Raw genomic sequence first — 15920 nt, forward strand, 5'->3', positions numbered from 1 at the left:
CCGAAATAAGCGCAGTCGCGGCATGACTTACGCGGCAACTACCTTGACATGCTCCGAGGTCGTGCCGGCGCTGCGGTGCATTCACATCCATCAGCGTCAGGTACGGCGCTACGAAATGCCATTCCTCTTCGCTGACGTCGCTCGGGTAGGGTTTGCGGGTCACGGATTCAGATCCTCAGCGGCGCCAGATGGCTTGCGGGAAGTTCATAACACGCTCTAATGCAATCGCCCTGGGGAGTCAGTAGAGTTGTGAATTATTCAGGTTGGTTTTTAATTTGTCGATTACGAATTTTTTCGGCTGGATTTCCTCCGTGCACCGTCCATGGTTCCAATATGCTTTTGGTGACTACCGATTTGGCGCCGATTACAGCGCCTGTGGCGATTTTTACACCAGGGCAAACAAAGGATCCTGCCGCGATCCAGCACTCGCTTCCGATGTCAATCGGCTTGTAAATCAATGGCATATCAGGATGCTGATAATCATGTGACCCTGTGCATAGGTAGACGTCTTGTGATACCACGGTTTGGCGGCGAATGGTGATCGGTGCGAAGTTGTAGAGATTTACATGGCGGCCAATGGCGACGTGGTCTTCTATGATAAGGTTCCAAGGCATTAGTACTTTTGTTCCTGGTAGGATTAGGCATCGTGGGCCGATGTTTGCTCCCATGAGGCGCAACGCCGATACCCTCAACGGACTGAATGCTTTTGGCCACCATCGCACCGCAGGCTCCAGCAAAAAAGTCCACAAGCCACGTTTAATGAGAATGGCAATCGGCCAGTTGGTTTTGCTTTTTGATAAATTGACAACTGACATTTCTTGCTCACTTCAAACGATGTAGGGCTTTTGGGGTGGCAACAGTCTTTTGTACGTCACCTTTGCGGAGTCTGCGGTACAGCGTTTGCACGACTTTGCTCAAAACTGTGGGTGACAGTGAAATGCGTGCTCGGTGTTTACAGATGAAGTGCAAAGCCTGTGAAACTGATCCATCGCATCGGGCTAAGGCCAGTTCGATAACTCGATAGGCCATCATGGCCTCGCCATGATGGCGATCTTGCGCAGTCGCTCCCCCTTTTATCAGGCCTAGAGAAAATTTGACTAGTTGCTCCAGTTCATCCAGGGCAAGATCTGCTGGGAGTTTTGCTCCGTCTGATCCTTGATGACGGCGTAGCTCACACCATTCTTCGCTGATGAGTGCTGAGCGGACACTGGCCATCACCCGAGTGTTGAAGTGAACATCAAAGCAAAATCTGAATTGTTCGCTGTAGCCCCCCACCTGATCCCAGACATTTTTTGTAAATACGTTGCATGCGGGTTCTCTGAAACGGGCGATTTGCTGGAGTTTGAGTCGCACCGATTCATCTGGGTTGATATATACTGTTTCCCTGTTGGCTACGTAAGGACTCATGCGTCGTACCACTTGTCCTTGATCATCGATAATCGTGCCCAAATGACCCAGGAACTGTATGTCTGGTTCGGATTTCAGGAAGGTCAGCAGTGCTTTGATGCCTGCAGGGCGTAAGCGATCGTCTGCCCCCATAACCTTCACGTTTTTTCTGGTGGCTTGCGAGACCGTGAAGTTCCAGTTTTTTTGAATGGAACGCCGCGTGTTGGCGCTGATCCATTGAACCCGGGGGTCTGAGTTTAGTAGTTCGCGCACTTCTCCTATGCGCGAACGCTCGCTGTGATTAGGTGGCAATAGATCAAAATCTTCGACAACGACCAACTCCACGTCGACATCTTGCATCAGGATAGATCGAGCCGCTTCTGCGGTGTAATCTACATAAGTGTATGCTGGGATACATATTGAAAGCATGGTGTCAGTTAGTTTATTTTTGGGTTTTCTTAATGTCATGCCCTGTGAGTCGTAGGAGCGTCGCTTGAATTTCATCTAAATTCGGATGATTGCTGATGGCTTTTTCAAGTTCCATTAGCTTTGCTCCCACTAAGAATCGGTACCAATAACCTTGCAAAAAGTGGTACACCAAGCCTGATCGACCATCCAGGAAACCTAGCTGGAAAATGTAGCGCCAGAGAAAGTACATCAGTGCGCTCAGCGTGAATGGCATTTTGTTGTAAACAGACTCTTTCAGCAGCCGCTTGAGGGCGGCTTGGGCGGACGCGCTTTTAGTATTGAGAGCTTCGTCACGCGGCGCCAGGTTGTGGCGTTGAATCAGCACGTCAATGGCCTCACGAGTGGCATAGGCGTTGTGCTTGGTGGTGAAGAAGGTTATGTCGTTGAGGTTGTGATCAGCAAAGCCGCCCTTCATGGTGATGGTGCGGCCGCCCCACACGACCATGTGTTCATCCATCCAGCGGTCTTCGATGCGGCCGTGGCCGTGGCGCCAGATGCGCAGCAACACCAAGGGGTAGCGTCCGCCGTGGCGGACCCAGCGGTCCATGAAGATGTGTTTGCGCTTCAGGTTGATGCCCACCACCTCTTCAGGCAACTTGGGCAGTTGCTGCTCCAGTTCTACGCGCAAGTCGGCTTCAATCAACTCATCGGCATCCAGCCGCATCACCCACGTGCCGCGAATCTCCGCGTTGTCCAGCGCCCATTGAAACTGCTTGGCGTAGTTGATGAACTTGTTCTGCAGCACCACGGCACCCTGTGCCTTGGCGATGGCCACGGTGTCGTCGGTGGAAAACGAGTCCACCACCACCACGTTTTTGGCCAATCCTTTCAGGTTCTCTAAGGCTCTGCCAATGTGGATGGCTTCGTTCTTGGTGAGGATGATAACGGTGAGGTCTAAAGGCATGGGTTCAAGACTCAGAGGCGTGCTTCAAAAGGGTCAAGCTGCTAAAGCGCCGAGCAGCGCATTGGCAGAGGCTTGAACGGTATAACGTTGATCAAAAGTCTGTCGAGCCTGTGCTGCCATGGCTGCGCGACCTGCATTCGGCAAATTCAGCCAGTCGCGCAGCAAGTGTGTTGTGCCAGCTAAGGTGTCGGGCTCGATCAGTCCGCAGCCGTCTTGAGCTATCTCGCGCCAAATGTTCACCTTGTCCGAGATGAGAACTGGCTTGGCGCAGGCCAGTGCCTCCACCACCGCAATGCCGAAGTTCTCTTGGTGAGAGGGCAGCACAAAGGCGTCGCAGGCGTAGAGGGCGCCCCATTTTGCGTCGCCTTTCAGCATTCCGGTCCAATGCACGCGATATTCGATGCCCAGGGCTTTTGCCTGTGCTTGCAAGGCGGCTAAGTAGCTCGCTTCGCTGGGGCCCGCCATCACTAGTTGTTGCGCTGGGTGTGCATGGGCTACCTGGGCAAAGGCGCCCAGCAGCAGGTCGCAGCCTTTCTTGGGGTGCAAGCGGCCGAGAAACAGGAAAAACGGCTGACCGCGCAACTGGGGGTGTGTTTGCCGAAACCCTTCTGCCAAGGCGGCGCCATGGGCGGGCGGCTCGGTGGTGCCCAGCGGCGCCAGGCGCTCGTTAGCGCGGTAGAGCCAGAATGACTGCCGCGCCAATAGTTTTTCTTCTTCGCATGTGAACAGCACCGCTCGTGCATCGCGCAGCACGCGGTAGTCTGCCCAGGGCCAAAACAGCCACTTCTTCAGGCACTTGAGCGGGTAAGTGCGATTGAACCAAGGGTCCAGCATGCCGTGGGTGAATACGTAGTAAGGCACGCTGCTGCCCGCTAGCACGGTGCGCGCAGCCAAGCCATGAAACTGCCACAGGCCGTCCACCACCACAGCGTCAAAGCGCTCGGCATGTGCGCGCAACCAAGGCACCAGACCGGTATGATATTGCCAAGCGGTGCAGCCGTGGCCTAGCGGATGCAGTTTCAGAGGATAATTTGCCACAAAAGGTGCAGCTGGGTCATCCAGCGACACGACTTCCACCGTGTGGCCCATTTCTACCAGCTTCACGCCGCGGCTTCGAATGCTTTCGGCCACGCCGCCCAGGGCTGGGTCGACGGACGACACGACATGCAATATTCTTTTCATGGCAATTCCTCCTGAATTTAATCTTGGTGCGTGTCTGAGCTTTAGTGGCTCTGGCGCCTTCAGATGGTATCTTTTATTTCGGAGATGTTACCAGATAAGCGTAGCGTGTAGCCGTCGGCATCCTTCGCCGTTTTGCAGACCCCTTGAGTTGTGGGGGGGCTAAATGAGGGTCAGGCTTGTTGTAGGGCTGAAAGAAGTCCGTGCGCCATGCTTGAAATGGAATATCTTGCAATAAAGGTTTCCTTGGCGACAAGGGACATTTTTTCCTGCGCTTTCGGGTCCATGGCAAGCCACCTCGAAAGATTGAAGTGAGTTCCTTCCAGCGTGTCTGGTGCGACATACCCGGCGCTGTCTGCCTGTATCTCACGCCAGATGTTGATTTTGTCCGATATCAAAACTGGCAAGCCGCAGCCCAAGGCCTCAGCAACCGCTATACCAAAATTCTCCTGATGTGATGGTAGAATAAATGCATTGGCCGAAGTGAGTGCTTCCCATTTGGCGTCATTTTCCACCATTCCTAACCACGTTATACGGTCAGAAACTTTGAGCTTCTCCGCCAGATCCTTCAGTGAATCAATCATGGCAGGATCACCCGTGCCTGCCATCAGCAGGTGAACCGAATCGTACTTCTGCGCTACTCTGGCAAAGGCTTCGATCAGCAGGTCACACCCTTTTTTCGGGTGTATCCGACTCAAGTACAGTAAAATGTGTTTTCCGACAAGTTCTGGGTGCGCAAGGAAAAATTTGGTCCGGTAGGGTTCTGCCTCTGCCGGGGGGGGCGCTGTTCCATAAGGAACCACGACTTCGTTGGCGCTGTACATCCAAAATGATTCACGCGCGCGAAGGCGTTCCTCTTCGCTTGTGAACAACACAGTCTTCGCATGTTTGAGCACCCAATACTCAGACAGCAGCCAATAGACCGACTTCTTGATGTGTTTTAGCGGATAGGTATGCTTGAACCATGGGTCCAGCATGCCATGAGTAAAGACATGGTAAGGCACCTGCATTCTGTGAAGTGCCCTTGATGCCGCATGACCGTGGTGTTGCCATAGGCCGTGGATGATGATGTGGTCATAGTCCCTCGCATGTTGCTCCAGCCAGGGTTGCGTTGCTTTGCAATAACCGTAGCTACTCCATCCCGGGCCTACGGCATGCACCTGAAGAGGGAATTCTGATACATATGAGATATCTGGGTTGTCCAGACTCAGTACTTCAACCGTGTGGCCTTGGTTCTGAAGAAAAATTCCGCGCTGCTTGATACCTTCGATGGGACCACCACCGCGAGGATCAACAGATGAAATGATGTGGAGCAAACGCATGGCGAAAATTCATAAAGTGGGCTCACTTTTTATATGAAAAAAATGAAAAGTCAAGTTCAATACGCGTTGCTGTCCGCCACCGTCAGCTTGATGGTGCGCGCGATGATGCGCAGGTCCATCGTCAGCGACCAGTTGCGCAGGTAGTCGATGTCGTAGCGCACGCGCTCGGCCATCTTCTCGATGGTGTCGGTCTCGCCGCGCAGGCCGTTGACCTGGGCCCAGCCGGTGATGCCGGGCTTGACCTTGTGGCGCAGCATGTAGGCCTTGACCAGCTCGCGGTATTCCTCGTTGTGCGCCACCGCGTGCGGGCGCGGGCCGACGATGCTCATGCGGCCCTGCAGCACGTTGATGAACTGCGGCAGCTCGTCCAGCGAGGTCTTGCGGATGAAGGCGCCGAAGCGCGTGATGCGCGGATCGCCCCGGGTGGCCTGGGTGACCTTGGCGCCGTTTTCCATCACGCGCATCGAGCGGAACTTGTAGACGGTGATGTCCTCGCCGTCCAGGCCGCCGCGCTTCTGCTTGAAGATGATCGGGCCAGGCGAGCTGATGCGCACGCCGATGGCCACGCCGATCAGCAGCGGCGCGATCAGCACCAGGATGATGCTGCCCAGCACGATGTCCGATAGGCGCTTGATCAGGCCGTTGATGCCGACGAACGGGCTCTCCAGCAGGCTGACAACCGGCAGGCCGTCCATGTTGCGCATGCGCCCCTGGATGACGTTGACGCCGAAGACATCGGGCACGAAGTAGATGGAGACGGCGCTGTCGTGCAGCGCGGCGATCATGCGCTCGATGCGCGGCTGCGAGCTGAGCGGCAGCGTGATGTAGACATCCTTGATGTTGTGGCGGCGAATGCACTCGACCGCCTCGTCGATGCGGCCGACGATGTGCTCGCGCGCGCTGGGGGCGCAGCGGCTGGCATCGCGGTCTTCCAGATGGCCGATGAAGTCATGGCCGAAGGACTTGCGGTTCAGCAGCATGTGCCCGACCTTGGCGCCCAGCGGGCCGGCGCCGATCACCAGCGCGGCGCGGCGCGCCTCAGGCCGGAGCGCGTGGCGGCGCATCAGTGCACCACCGGCCAGCACGGCTGCAAACTGCACCACCGGCGTCAGCACCGCCCACCACACCAGCACCGAGCTGTCGAAGAACTTGAAGCTCTTGGTCGCGAAACCGCACAGCACCAGGATGGCCATCACGGTAGCCCAGGCGGCGCACAGGTCGACCAGGGCGTTCAGGCGGTTCTCGTAGAAGCGGTTGGTGCCGGGGAAGACCAGCAGCATCACCAGGATGCTCAGCAGCATCGAGGCGCGGTCCAGCACATGCCCATGCGCGAAGTGCACCGCCAGGAAGGCGACCACCGCCAGGATGGGCTCGAGCACCGCCGCCAGAAAGACCGGCACGGACGGCGGCGGCGGAGAGAAGGGCAGGGCGTCCATCGGCGCGCCACCGGTGCGGTTGATCTTGAACGCGCTGGGCGGATGCTGGACTGGAACTTCTGCGCTCATGCGTGTTTCCCCTGAGTTCTTCGTGAGTGTCTGATGAGATGGAGCATCATTCATGCCTTGTCCCGCAAATCGAGCCCGTCCCGGAGAGATAAGACACGGAAATTCTGATCAATCCGTGCGATGTGCTGTCACGACCCGGGTCTGGGTGCAACAGTCATTGCAATCGGAGAGCTTGTTCGGTACCTGAAGGTCCGAACGCGGCGGATCGCCGTCCGGACGAGGTGGCGGCAATGCCGCGGATCTCGCGGCCCAGGGCCAGGATCTCATGCACCCAGCGCGCGGCGTGGGTTTCCGGGCTGTCGGTGATGGCGCCGTGGTCCAGTCCGGCCAGCACTTCCTCCAGGCCTTCGCGCAGGCTGACCTGCGGGCGAAAGCCGAGCAGGTCGTGGGCCTTGCGGCCCTCCGGGGCCAAGTCGTGCGGGTCCGGCGCGGCGCCTTCGGCGACGATGCGCAGATGGCTGCCCAGCGTCTGGCGCAGCGCTTCGGCGATCTCGGCGGTGCACAGCGTCAGGTGGCTGATGTCGAAGATCTGCCGCGAGATGTTGTTCACCGGCGCGTCCAGCACCGCGGTCAGCGCGCTGACCACGTCGCGCACATGCAGATGCGCACGGCGGCGCTGGCCGCCCTGGTCGAGCGTGACGCAGCGCAGGCGCAGCGCGCTGAGCGTCATCGCGTTGATCGTCAGATCGAAGCGCATGCGCGCCGAGCGGCCGAACACCTGCCCGAGCCGCAGCACCACCGGCGCGAAGCCGTCTCCGGCCAGCGACAGCACCGCGGCTTCGGTGTGCAGCACGCCATGGGCGTGGCGGGTCAGCGGATGCGGCGGGGTCAGCTCGTTCAGGGTCAGGCCCGGGCGCTGGCCGTAGACATCGCAGCTGCTGGCCAGCAGATGGCGCGACACGCCGCAGCTGCGCGCCAGCCGCGCCAGCCGCACCTGGGCGTGATGGTGGGCCAGCCCGTTCCAGCCCGGATCCAGCTCGGAGACCAGATCGCTCGACAGGCCGGCCAGGTCGATCAGCATCTGCATGCCGGTCAGGTGCTCGCGCCGCAGGCCGCGGATGTCCATGCGCAGGATCTGCAGCCGGGGGTGATGCGTCAGCTCGGCCAGCGCCCGGTCCCCGAACAGCATGCTGTCGACCGCCGTGACCCGGTGCCCCTGCGCAAGCAGCTCGCGCACCAGCGCCGAGCCGATGTAGCCGGCGGCCCCGGTGACCAGGATGGACAGGCTGCGGCAGGGCATGGAAGCAGGTGGAGCCGGCAGGGCGGGCAGGGACGAAGGGACAAGAAATGTGCCCCGAGAGATTTGCCGTGAATGATCCCCGGAATGAGGGGGTGGCATTGCGAGTGGGGGTGGAAGCGGCACTAATGCACTGTGGCGGCCAGATGATGTGTTTGCTGGCTCTGAATACAGCGGGCGTGTTGCAGGGCGCGCTGGCATCAGTGGCCTGAGGCTGATCTGCGCCGCAGGATGCTGTGCGTGTAGGCCACAAAAAATGGCTTCATGCCGAGGAACCTTTTTTCCAGCAGATGCCAGGAAATCATGGATAGCACGAGAGTTGTGACCATTGAATATTTTATTAGATCGGCGACTGATATTCCTGTATTTATCGCAATAATGGACTGTTGTATTGGGAATGCGTAGATGTATATTCCGTAAGAATAATCACCAAGTTTGTTGTATTTTCTGATGAATCCAGATGGAATATATGACAAATATAAAACTAAGTATCCAATCGAAAAAACATAGATAATATAAAAATTGCGCGCATTGCCTAAGTTTATAGCAATAAGTGTCATGAGTGCAAAGAAAATAGCGCCATGGATCTGGATTCGATTTTTTAATACATAAAATGCTGCACCCATGAAAAACATGAAAAACAGCTCTATATATTTTTCTGGGCGATGCATTGAAATATGATCAAAAGCAATTTTTGCTCCAGATGCAAGCACAAAGAGAACGATGATTGCATGAAAGTATTTTTTTTCGAAAGAACTCAATGCAAGCCAAGTCAAGGCGAGTATCAAGTACATCCTGACTTCATAGGGCATGGTCCATAGGGAGCCATTGACTGATTTTTTGTATGGAAGATCTTCAAAAACACCTGGAAGATGATCTTTTACGCCAAAAATTAATGTCGAGCACTTTGCAATATAAATATATATTTCCTCTGATTTTATATAATTAATAAGATTTATTTTTGTGAATATCGGGCCCAAAATGAAAACAATAAATAAAACCACAAAAATGAGTGCTGGAAATATTCTCAAGAAACGAGCCCAGAAAAAATCAATTAAATCTTTTTTGTTGGTCAGGCTGGCCGTTACCAGTAAACCGCTGATCACGAAAAATATATGGACAGAAATTGTGCCCATGGTGAGACCAAGACTTTGCCGCAAGGGCTCGCTTTCACCTGTGCCTGTGACCAAGGAAAAACTGTGCGTAATCAAAACAGAAGATGCGGCAATCATCCTAATCAGGTTCAGATTATTGTCTTTTCCCTGCGATAGATTTGATAATTTGTTATCCATTTTGGCAAAAATATTGAAATTGAATTGCTCAGATATTGGCAAAAGAGTGGGCCTGCTCGCGAGCTCAGGACTTGGGCGAGATCGACGACCCGGGCAGAACGGATCTCTGTGACGATCCCAAGATGAACTCAGCCGCCAGCGACTGCATCAGCAGCGAATTGCCGTGGCCGCTCACATGGTCGCCGTCGAAGAACAGCGGCCGGCCATCCTGCAGCGCGTGGCAGACGCTGTCAGGGCAGAGCACCGGCAGCGGATCCCAGAGCCGCAGTTCCGGCAGGCGCTGCTGGATGGCCTGCATCCGGGCCAGCACAGGGGCACGCATGGCCTCGATCTCGGCGCGCTCGATGCTCAGCCCGCCTCGGCAGGCTGGATTGCCCTGGTTGAACCAGTCCGAGCAGCGGAAAGCCGGGGCCGGAAAGATCGGCTTGGGCATCTCGAGCAGCGGCAGGGCGCCGCTGCGGCTCATCAGGCTCAGCACTTCGACCGCCTCGTCGATGATGCGCTGTTCACGCTCAGGCCCGGGCGGCGCGATGGCGGGTTGTGCCTTGGGGCCCCACTGATCGCCCAGACGGGCCAGCCGCAGCGATGGCAGGAACACCTGATCGCCAGGGTGTGCCTGTTCGGCGACCCGAGCCGCAGCGGCGCGGATGAAGCGGCTGCAGCGATCGCTTTCCTCCTCGAGCGGACGGCGCAGGTTCAGAAACGGGCAGCCCGGTTTCTGCAGGATTTCCACCTGCAGACCCTGCTGGGCCACCAGGGCGTGCAGCAGGCCCTGATAGGCGGCGGCATGCGAGTCACCGATGACCCAGAGCCGGCGGTTCATGGGCGCGGTCGGTGCAGAGCGGCAGTGCTCGGGCGTGAGGCTGCGCAGATCGATTTCGCCAAGGCTGTGGGTCGACATGCTGACTTGGCAGCGCGGCATGTCGACTGGCACCGGGGTGCTGGGGGACCAGTCCTGGGTGCGGGCGGTGACGCTCAGGCTGATCCGGTCATGCTGCAGCGTCATCGCCAGCAGCGCGACGGTGGCCAGAGACGATGCGCCGATGCCTGTCAGCAGAGTCGCTCGGCGTGTCGAACCCGCTCGGCTGCGGCGCAGCGGCGTCTCGATGAAGCGGAAGGACCCATATCCCAGCAGCAGCGACAGTCCCAGGGCCAGCGCCTGCTGTGAGGGTGCATCCAGTCCGATCGTCCACCGCATCAGCACGATGACCGGCCAGTGCCACAGATAGACCGAGTAGGACATCCGACCGACGAAGACGAGCAGCTGATGCGAGAGCAGACGCCGCAGGGTGCTGGTGGGCGGCTGCCGCATCAGTGTCGCGATCAGCAGGGTGGTGGCTGCGACCGGGACCAGGGCCCAGGGCCAGGGAAAGCGGCCGCTGTCGCCCAGCACCAGAGCCGCTGCCAGGGCCGCAGCCGCTGCGAAGCACAGCGCCGCTTGTTGCCGGGAGCGGACCGGTCGAGTGGCCGCCGGGTCCAGATGCAGGGCCAGCAGCACGCCAGCGCCCAGTTCCCAGAATCTGAAGGGCAGCATGTAGAACGTGCTCGAGGGCCGGTCGGCCTGGTTCAGCGCGGCCAGAACCAGTGAAAGCAGGCAGGTCGCACCGACGATGGCCGTCACCCGCCCCGTTCGCCCCGAACGTGCCCAGGGCCAGAGCAGCAGCGGCACCAGCAGATAGAACTGCTCCTCGATGCCGAGTGACCAGGTGTGGGTGTAAGGATTGAACTCCGACTGCGGAGAAAAATAGTCGCCGCTGAAGTGGGCCAGCACCATGTTGCCGACCCCGAAGAGGGCGCCTGCTGCGGTCAGGCTGTTGGCTTCGCTCAGCCAGGCTTTCGGAATGAAGAGCGCCGAGAACACGCCGGTGGTCACGATGCAGGCGATCAGCGCCGGCAGGATGCGGCGCGCGCGCCGTGCGTAGAACTCTGCCAGGAAGGCGCCCAGTCCGGCATGGGGCAGATGCCGCATCGACAGGGTCACCACGAAGCCCGAGATGACGAAGAAGATGTCGACGCCCATGAAGCCGCCGGGCAGCCACGACGGATCGACGTGATAGAGGACGACGGCCAGGACGGCAAGGGCTCGCAGGCCGTCGATGAAAGGCAGATGGGAGACGTTCCCGCCGTAAGGTGTGCTCATGGATAAAGGGTGTCGGTCGAGCTGCGCCAGGCGCCACTCAGAGCCGGCCGTTCATCCTGCGCTTGACCGTGCCGAGAAAGGTTTTCAGATTGTTCCCGAGGCCGGCGCCGGCGGCATTGCCGAGCAGCTGGGGGCCTTCGTCGATCTGTTGGCCCCGGCCTACCGGTTGCCGTGATCGACATGCCGCCCCATGTCAGCAGGCCACGCTTTCCTGCATCAGCGTGTGCCGGATGATGCTGCAGGTGCGCCGCACATCCTCGTCGCTCACGCCCTGGTGGATCGGCAGGCACAGACCTTCGCCGAACAGGGTGTCGCAGATCGGCAGATCGACCGCATCGATCAGGCCCTGCAGGCAGGGCTGGCGGTGCAGCGGGTAGAACATCGAGCGGGTCTGGATGCTGGCGTTCTCCAGCGCCTCGCGCAGCTCGGGCATGCGCGGGCACAGCAGCGGGAAGCGGAAGGGAATGAAGTCGGAGTTGGGGTCCAGCCGCATCAGGCGCATCTGCGGCAGGCCGGCCAGGGCCTCGGCGTAGAGGTTGTAGCGCCGCAGCCGGTCGGCGCGCACCTGCGGCAGCCGCGCCAGCTGGGCGTTGCCCAGCGCGCACTGCAGGTCGGTGACGCGGAAGTTCATCCCCAGCATCTCGTGCACGAAGGTGCCGCTGGACTCGCGGCCCTGGTTGCGGATCAGGCTGATGCGCCGCGCCAGCGCCGGGTCGCGTGCCATGACGACCGCGCCTTCGCCCATCGTGATCGACTTGTCGGCGAAGAATGAGATCACGCCGACATCGCCGAAGGTGCCGGCATGCTGGCCGCGGTAGCGCACGCCGCAGGCCTGGGCGGCGTCCTCGATGACCGCCAGGCCGCGGCGCCGGCCGAGCTGGGCGATCTCGGCCGCGTTGGCCGCCTGGCCGTAGATGTGCACCGGCATCAGCGCCGAGGTGCGCGAGGTGATCGCGCGCTCGAAGGCCTCGGGCCGGGCGGCGAAGGTGTTCGGGTCGACATCGATCAGCACCGGCTTCAGGCCGGCGAAGACCGCCGCGCTGGCCGAGGCCATGAAGGTGAAGCCGGGAATGATGATCTCGCTGCCGCGCGGCAGGTCGAGCGCCAGCAGCGCCAGGAACAGGCCGAGCGTGCCGTTGGGCGCGAAGGAGATGTGCGGCGAACCGGTGAGCTGACCGAGGTTCTGGCGGAAGGCGGCGGCGGCCGGGCCTTCCGTCAGCCAGTTGCGTTCCAGGCAGGCTTCGATCGCCTCGGTCTCCGGGCGACCGATCCAGGGCTGGACTTGCTGGACACGTTGGATCTGCATGTTGTCGAATCCCCCAGGAAAGACAAGGAAATGGCGTGAGGTGGGCTCTTTTCAGGGCAGATGCCAGCGTATGACAGCCACGCGACGGACGGCGCGTTACCGGCTCAGCTGCTGCGCCTGTGGCGTGCGAACTGACCGAGCGCGCCCCACACGAACAGGGTGTTGTGCACCAGATAGCGGCGCCAGAGCCGGCGAGGTTCCTGGGCCAGGCGGTAGAACCATTCCAGGCCGTGATCGCGCATCCACTGCGGCGCGCGGCTGACGGTGCCGGCATGAAAGTCGATGCCCGCGCCGATGCCCAGCGTGACCGCGCGCACCGCCGGACGGTGCTCGAACATCCAGCGGTCTTCCTTCGGGCAGCCCAGGCCGGTCATCACCAGATGCGCGCCGGAGGCGTTGATGTGCGCGATGTCGGCGGCATCCTCCTGGGGCGTCAGCGGCCGGAAGGGCGGCGAGTGCCGTCCGACGATGCGCAGCCGCGGATGCGAGCGCGCCAGCGCGGCACACAGGCGGTCGAGCGTGGCGTCGGTGGTGCCATACAGATAGATGCCCAGGCCGCGGTCCTCGGCCGCATCGAGCAGCCGGCCCATCAGGTCGGGGCCGTTGATGCGCTGCTGGCCGGGGTCGGCGGTGCGGCGCAGCATCCAGGCGACCGGCCAGCCGTCGGGCGTGACCATGTCGGCGGCGCGGATGTGGCGGCCGTGCGCGGCGTCGCGGCTGGCACGCACGATCGAGTGCGCATCGCAGATCGACACATAGCGCGGCTCGTGCGCCACGGCCCAGCTGCAGATGCGGTCGATCGCGGTGTCCCAGTCGATCAGGTCGACCGGAATGCCGAGCACTGGCGCGGTGCGGCGTGCACTCCGGGTGGGAGAGGGCGTGGGGTCGGGCATGGCTCGGGGCGGCCTTTCAGCGGCGCGCGAGCAGCTGCCGGGCGGCGCGGTAGAGGAATTCGGTGTTGGTCGTCAGGTAGCGCGGCCCCAGGCGGCGCGGCTCGGACCAGAGGCGATGCAGCCATTCGAGGCCGATGTCCTGCATCCACTGCGGTGCGCGGCGGATCACGCCGGCGTGATAGTCGAAGGCTGCGCCGACGCCGATGGTGACCGCCTGGATGCGATGGCGGTGCGCGGCCATCCAGCGTTCCTGCTTCGGGCAGCCCAGGCTGACCCAGACGGTGCGCGCGCCCGAGGCGTTGATGCGCTGGATGATCTGCTCGTCTTCCTCGGGCGTCAGCGGCCGGAAAGGCGGCGAGCAGACACCGGCGATGCGCAGCGCCGGAAAGCGCTCATGCAGGCGCTGCTGCAGCCGCTCGAGCGTCGCGGGCGTGCTGCCGTAGAGAAAGACGGCCTCGCCGCGCTGCTCGGCCTGGGCGAAGTAGCGCAGCATCAGGTCCGGGCCGTTGATGCGGCGCTGGTCGGCATGACCGAGGCGGCGCAGCATCCAGGCGACCGGCGCGCCGTCGGCGGTGGCCATGTCGGCGTCCTCGATCACCTTCATGAACTCGGGATCGTTGCGCGCGGTGACCACCGAATGCACGTTGCAGATGCAGACATACCGGCTTTCTCGCAGTACGGCCCAGCGGCTGATGGTGCGGCAGGCATCGTCCCAGTCGAGCACGTCGATGGGCACGCCGACCACACGCTCCACGGTGCGGCCTTCAGAAGCGGGCATCGGTTCCGAGAAGGTCGACGGCAGTGAAAATTCGGGCCGGTGGAGCATGGTCGGGAGTCGAAAAGATGCCGCATGGTAGGCAGGCATCTGCAAGAGTCCCAGTCAATATTGCCCACGTCCCCCCGGTACTCGGGGGGCCTCCGGAGCGCTCAAAGGCGCCAGACGTGCAATCCGGCATCCCGTAACGCCTTTTCATCCAGACCCGATTTGACATCGATGACACAGCCGCCCTTGATCAGCTTGCGGGTGAAATCCTCGAGGCCGAGCGCGCGGAAACCCCGGTGCGCCACCGCCGCGACGATGGCGTCTGCCCGGGGCAGATCGGCCCAGTCGAGCAGGCGCACGCCGTATTCGTGCATGGCCTCGTCCGGGTCGGCCATCGGGTCGTGCACGAACACCTCCACGCCATAGCTGCGCAGCTCGGCGATGATGTCCACCACCTTGCTGTTGCGCAGGTCGGGGCAGTTCTCCTTGAAGGTCAGCCCCAGGATGTTGACCCGCGCGCCCTTGATGTAGCTGCCGGCGGCGATCATCTGCTTGACGGTCTGCTCGGCGATGAACTTGCCCATGCCGTCGTTGATGCGCCGCCCGGCCAGGATCACCTGCGGGTGGTAGCCCAGCATCTCGGCCTTGTGCGTCAGGTAGTAGGGGTCGACGCCGATGCAGTGCCCGCCCACCAGGCCGGGTCGGAAGGGCAGGAAGTTCCACTTGGTGCCGGCGGCCTCGAGCACCTCGGTGGTGTCGATGCCGATCTTGTCGAAGATGATGGCCAGCTCGTTCATCAGCGCGATGTTGAGGTCGCGCTGGGTGTTCTCGATCACCTTGCAGGCCTCGGCGACCTTGATGCTGGAGCAGCGGTGCACGCCCGGCTCGACGATCAGCTCGTAGAGCGCGGCGACCTTCTCGAGCGTGGCCTCGCTGTCGCCGGCCACCACCTTGATGACGTTGGTCAGGCGGTGCTCGCGGTCGCCGGGGTTGATGCGCTCGGGGCTGTAGCCGACGAAGAAGTCGCGCTTCCAGGTCTTGCCCGAGGCGCGTTCCAGCTCGGGGATGCATACCTCCTCGGTGGCGCCAGGGTAGACGGTGGACTCGAAGATGACGGTGGCGCCCTTCTTGAGATTGGGGCCGATGGTGCGGCTGGCGCCGATCAGCGGGCCGAAGTCGGGAATGCGCGCCTGATCGACCGGCGTGGGCACCGCGACGATGATGAAGTCGGCCTCGCGCAGCACCGCCGGGTCGCTGCTGTAGCGCGCGTGCACCGCCGCGGCCATGTCCGCGTCGGGAATCTCGCGCGAGGGATCCTGCCCGGCCTGGCAGCGGGCGATCTTGTCGTGGGCGATGTCGAAGCCGATCGTCGGCAGGCGGCGGCCGAACTCGACGACGAGCGGTAGGCCGACATAGCCGACGCCGATGACGGCGACGGTGCAGGAAATGGCGGCTACGGAGGCGGATGGGGGCAGGGGCGATGACATGAATGGCAGGCTCGGTCGATGAGCGGATTCTGCCGTGT

General features: G+C 60.8%; 14 protein-coding genes. All 14 read right to left on the bottom strand.

Translation table 11 applies throughout. From position 1 onward, the window contains the following. Window positions 1–163 (bottom strand): transposase (locus BW996_RS22530; RefSeq protein ID WP_375136224.1); only part of this gene is annotated, 163 nt, incomplete at its 3' end. Between the two features lie 91 nt (window positions 164–254). Continuing rightward, the gene (locus BW996_RS11745) at window positions 255–815 is read right to left on the bottom strand and encodes an LbetaH domain-containing protein (protein ID WP_076458914.1); all 561 of its coding nucleotides are present in this window, start codon (window positions 813–815) and stop codon (window positions 255–257) included. A gap of 7 nt (window positions 816–822) precedes the next feature. Further along, entirely contained in the window at window positions 823–1890 is a 1068-nt protein-coding gene (locus tag BW996_RS11750; protein WP_081838245.1) for a glycosyltransferase, read from the bottom strand. Continuing rightward, entirely contained in the window at window positions 1829–2758 is a 930-nt protein-coding gene (locus BW996_RS11755) for a glycosyltransferase family 2 protein (RefSeq protein ID WP_037484281.1), read from the bottom strand. The genes BW996_RS11750 and BW996_RS11755 overlap by 62 nt, the downstream gene beginning before the upstream one ends. A gap of 33 nt (window positions 2759–2791) precedes the next feature. Next, complete coding sequence (locus BW996_RS11760; protein ID WP_076458916.1) at window positions 2792–3940, bottom strand: glycosyltransferase; 1149 nt, start codon at window positions 3938–3940, stop codon at window positions 2792–2794. A gap of 170 nt (window positions 3941–4110) precedes the next feature. Beyond that, complete coding sequence (locus BW996_RS11765) at window positions 4111–5259, bottom strand: glycosyltransferase (RefSeq protein ID WP_076458917.1); 1149 nt, start codon at window positions 5257–5259, stop codon at window positions 4111–4113. Between the two features lie 56 nt (window positions 5260–5315). Further along, the gene (locus BW996_RS11770; RefSeq protein ID WP_241462032.1) at window positions 5316–6764 is read right to left on the bottom strand and encodes an undecaprenyl-phosphate glucose phosphotransferase; all 1449 of its coding nucleotides are present in this window, start codon (window positions 6762–6764) and stop codon (window positions 5316–5318) included. 154 nt (window positions 6765–6918) lie between these two features. Then, window positions 6919–8004, bottom strand: coding sequence for an NAD-dependent epimerase/dehydratase family protein (locus BW996_RS11775; RefSeq protein ID WP_051632161.1), 1086 nt, complete (start codon window positions 8002–8004; stop codon window positions 6919–6921). A gap of 197 nt (window positions 8005–8201) precedes the next feature. Further along, the gene (locus tag BW996_RS11780; RefSeq protein WP_081838243.1) at window positions 8202–9293 is read right to left on the bottom strand and encodes an acyltransferase family protein; all 1092 of its coding nucleotides are present in this window, start codon (window positions 9291–9293) and stop codon (window positions 8202–8204) included. Between the two features lie 64 nt (window positions 9294–9357). After that, window positions 9358–11433, bottom strand: coding sequence for an acyltransferase family protein (locus BW996_RS11785; RefSeq protein ID WP_051632160.1), 2076 nt, complete (start codon window positions 11431–11433; stop codon window positions 9358–9360). Window positions 11434–11626: 193 nt separating this feature from the next. Continuing rightward, on the bottom strand, window positions 11627–12739 hold the full coding sequence (locus BW996_RS11790; protein WP_037484274.1) for a DegT/DnrJ/EryC1/StrS family aminotransferase: 1113 nt from the start codon (window positions 12737–12739) through the stop codon (window positions 11627–11629). 104 nt (window positions 12740–12843) lie between these two features. Further along, on the bottom strand, window positions 12844–13632 hold the full coding sequence (locus tag BW996_RS11795; protein WP_076458919.1) for a WecB/TagA/CpsF family glycosyltransferase: 789 nt from the start codon (window positions 13630–13632) through the stop codon (window positions 12844–12846). A gap of 16 nt (window positions 13633–13648) precedes the next feature. Further along, window positions 13649–14410 carry a WecB/TagA/CpsF family glycosyltransferase gene (locus BW996_RS11800; protein ID WP_037484270.1) on the bottom strand — a complete coding sequence of 254 codons (762 nt, stop codon included), beginning with the start codon at window positions 14408–14410 and terminating at the stop codon, window positions 13649–13651. Window positions 14411–14559: 149 nt separating this feature from the next. Continuing rightward, on the bottom strand, window positions 14560–15882 hold the full coding sequence (locus BW996_RS11805) for a nucleotide sugar dehydrogenase (protein WP_051632159.1): 1323 nt from the start codon (window positions 15880–15882) through the stop codon (window positions 14560–14562). Window positions 15883–15920 lie beyond the last annotated feature (38 nt).

Source organism: Sphaerotilus natans (assembly GCF_900156335.1).
GTDB classification, from domain to species: Bacteria; Pseudomonadota; Gammaproteobacteria; order Burkholderiales; family Burkholderiaceae_C; genus Sphaerotilus; species Sphaerotilus natans.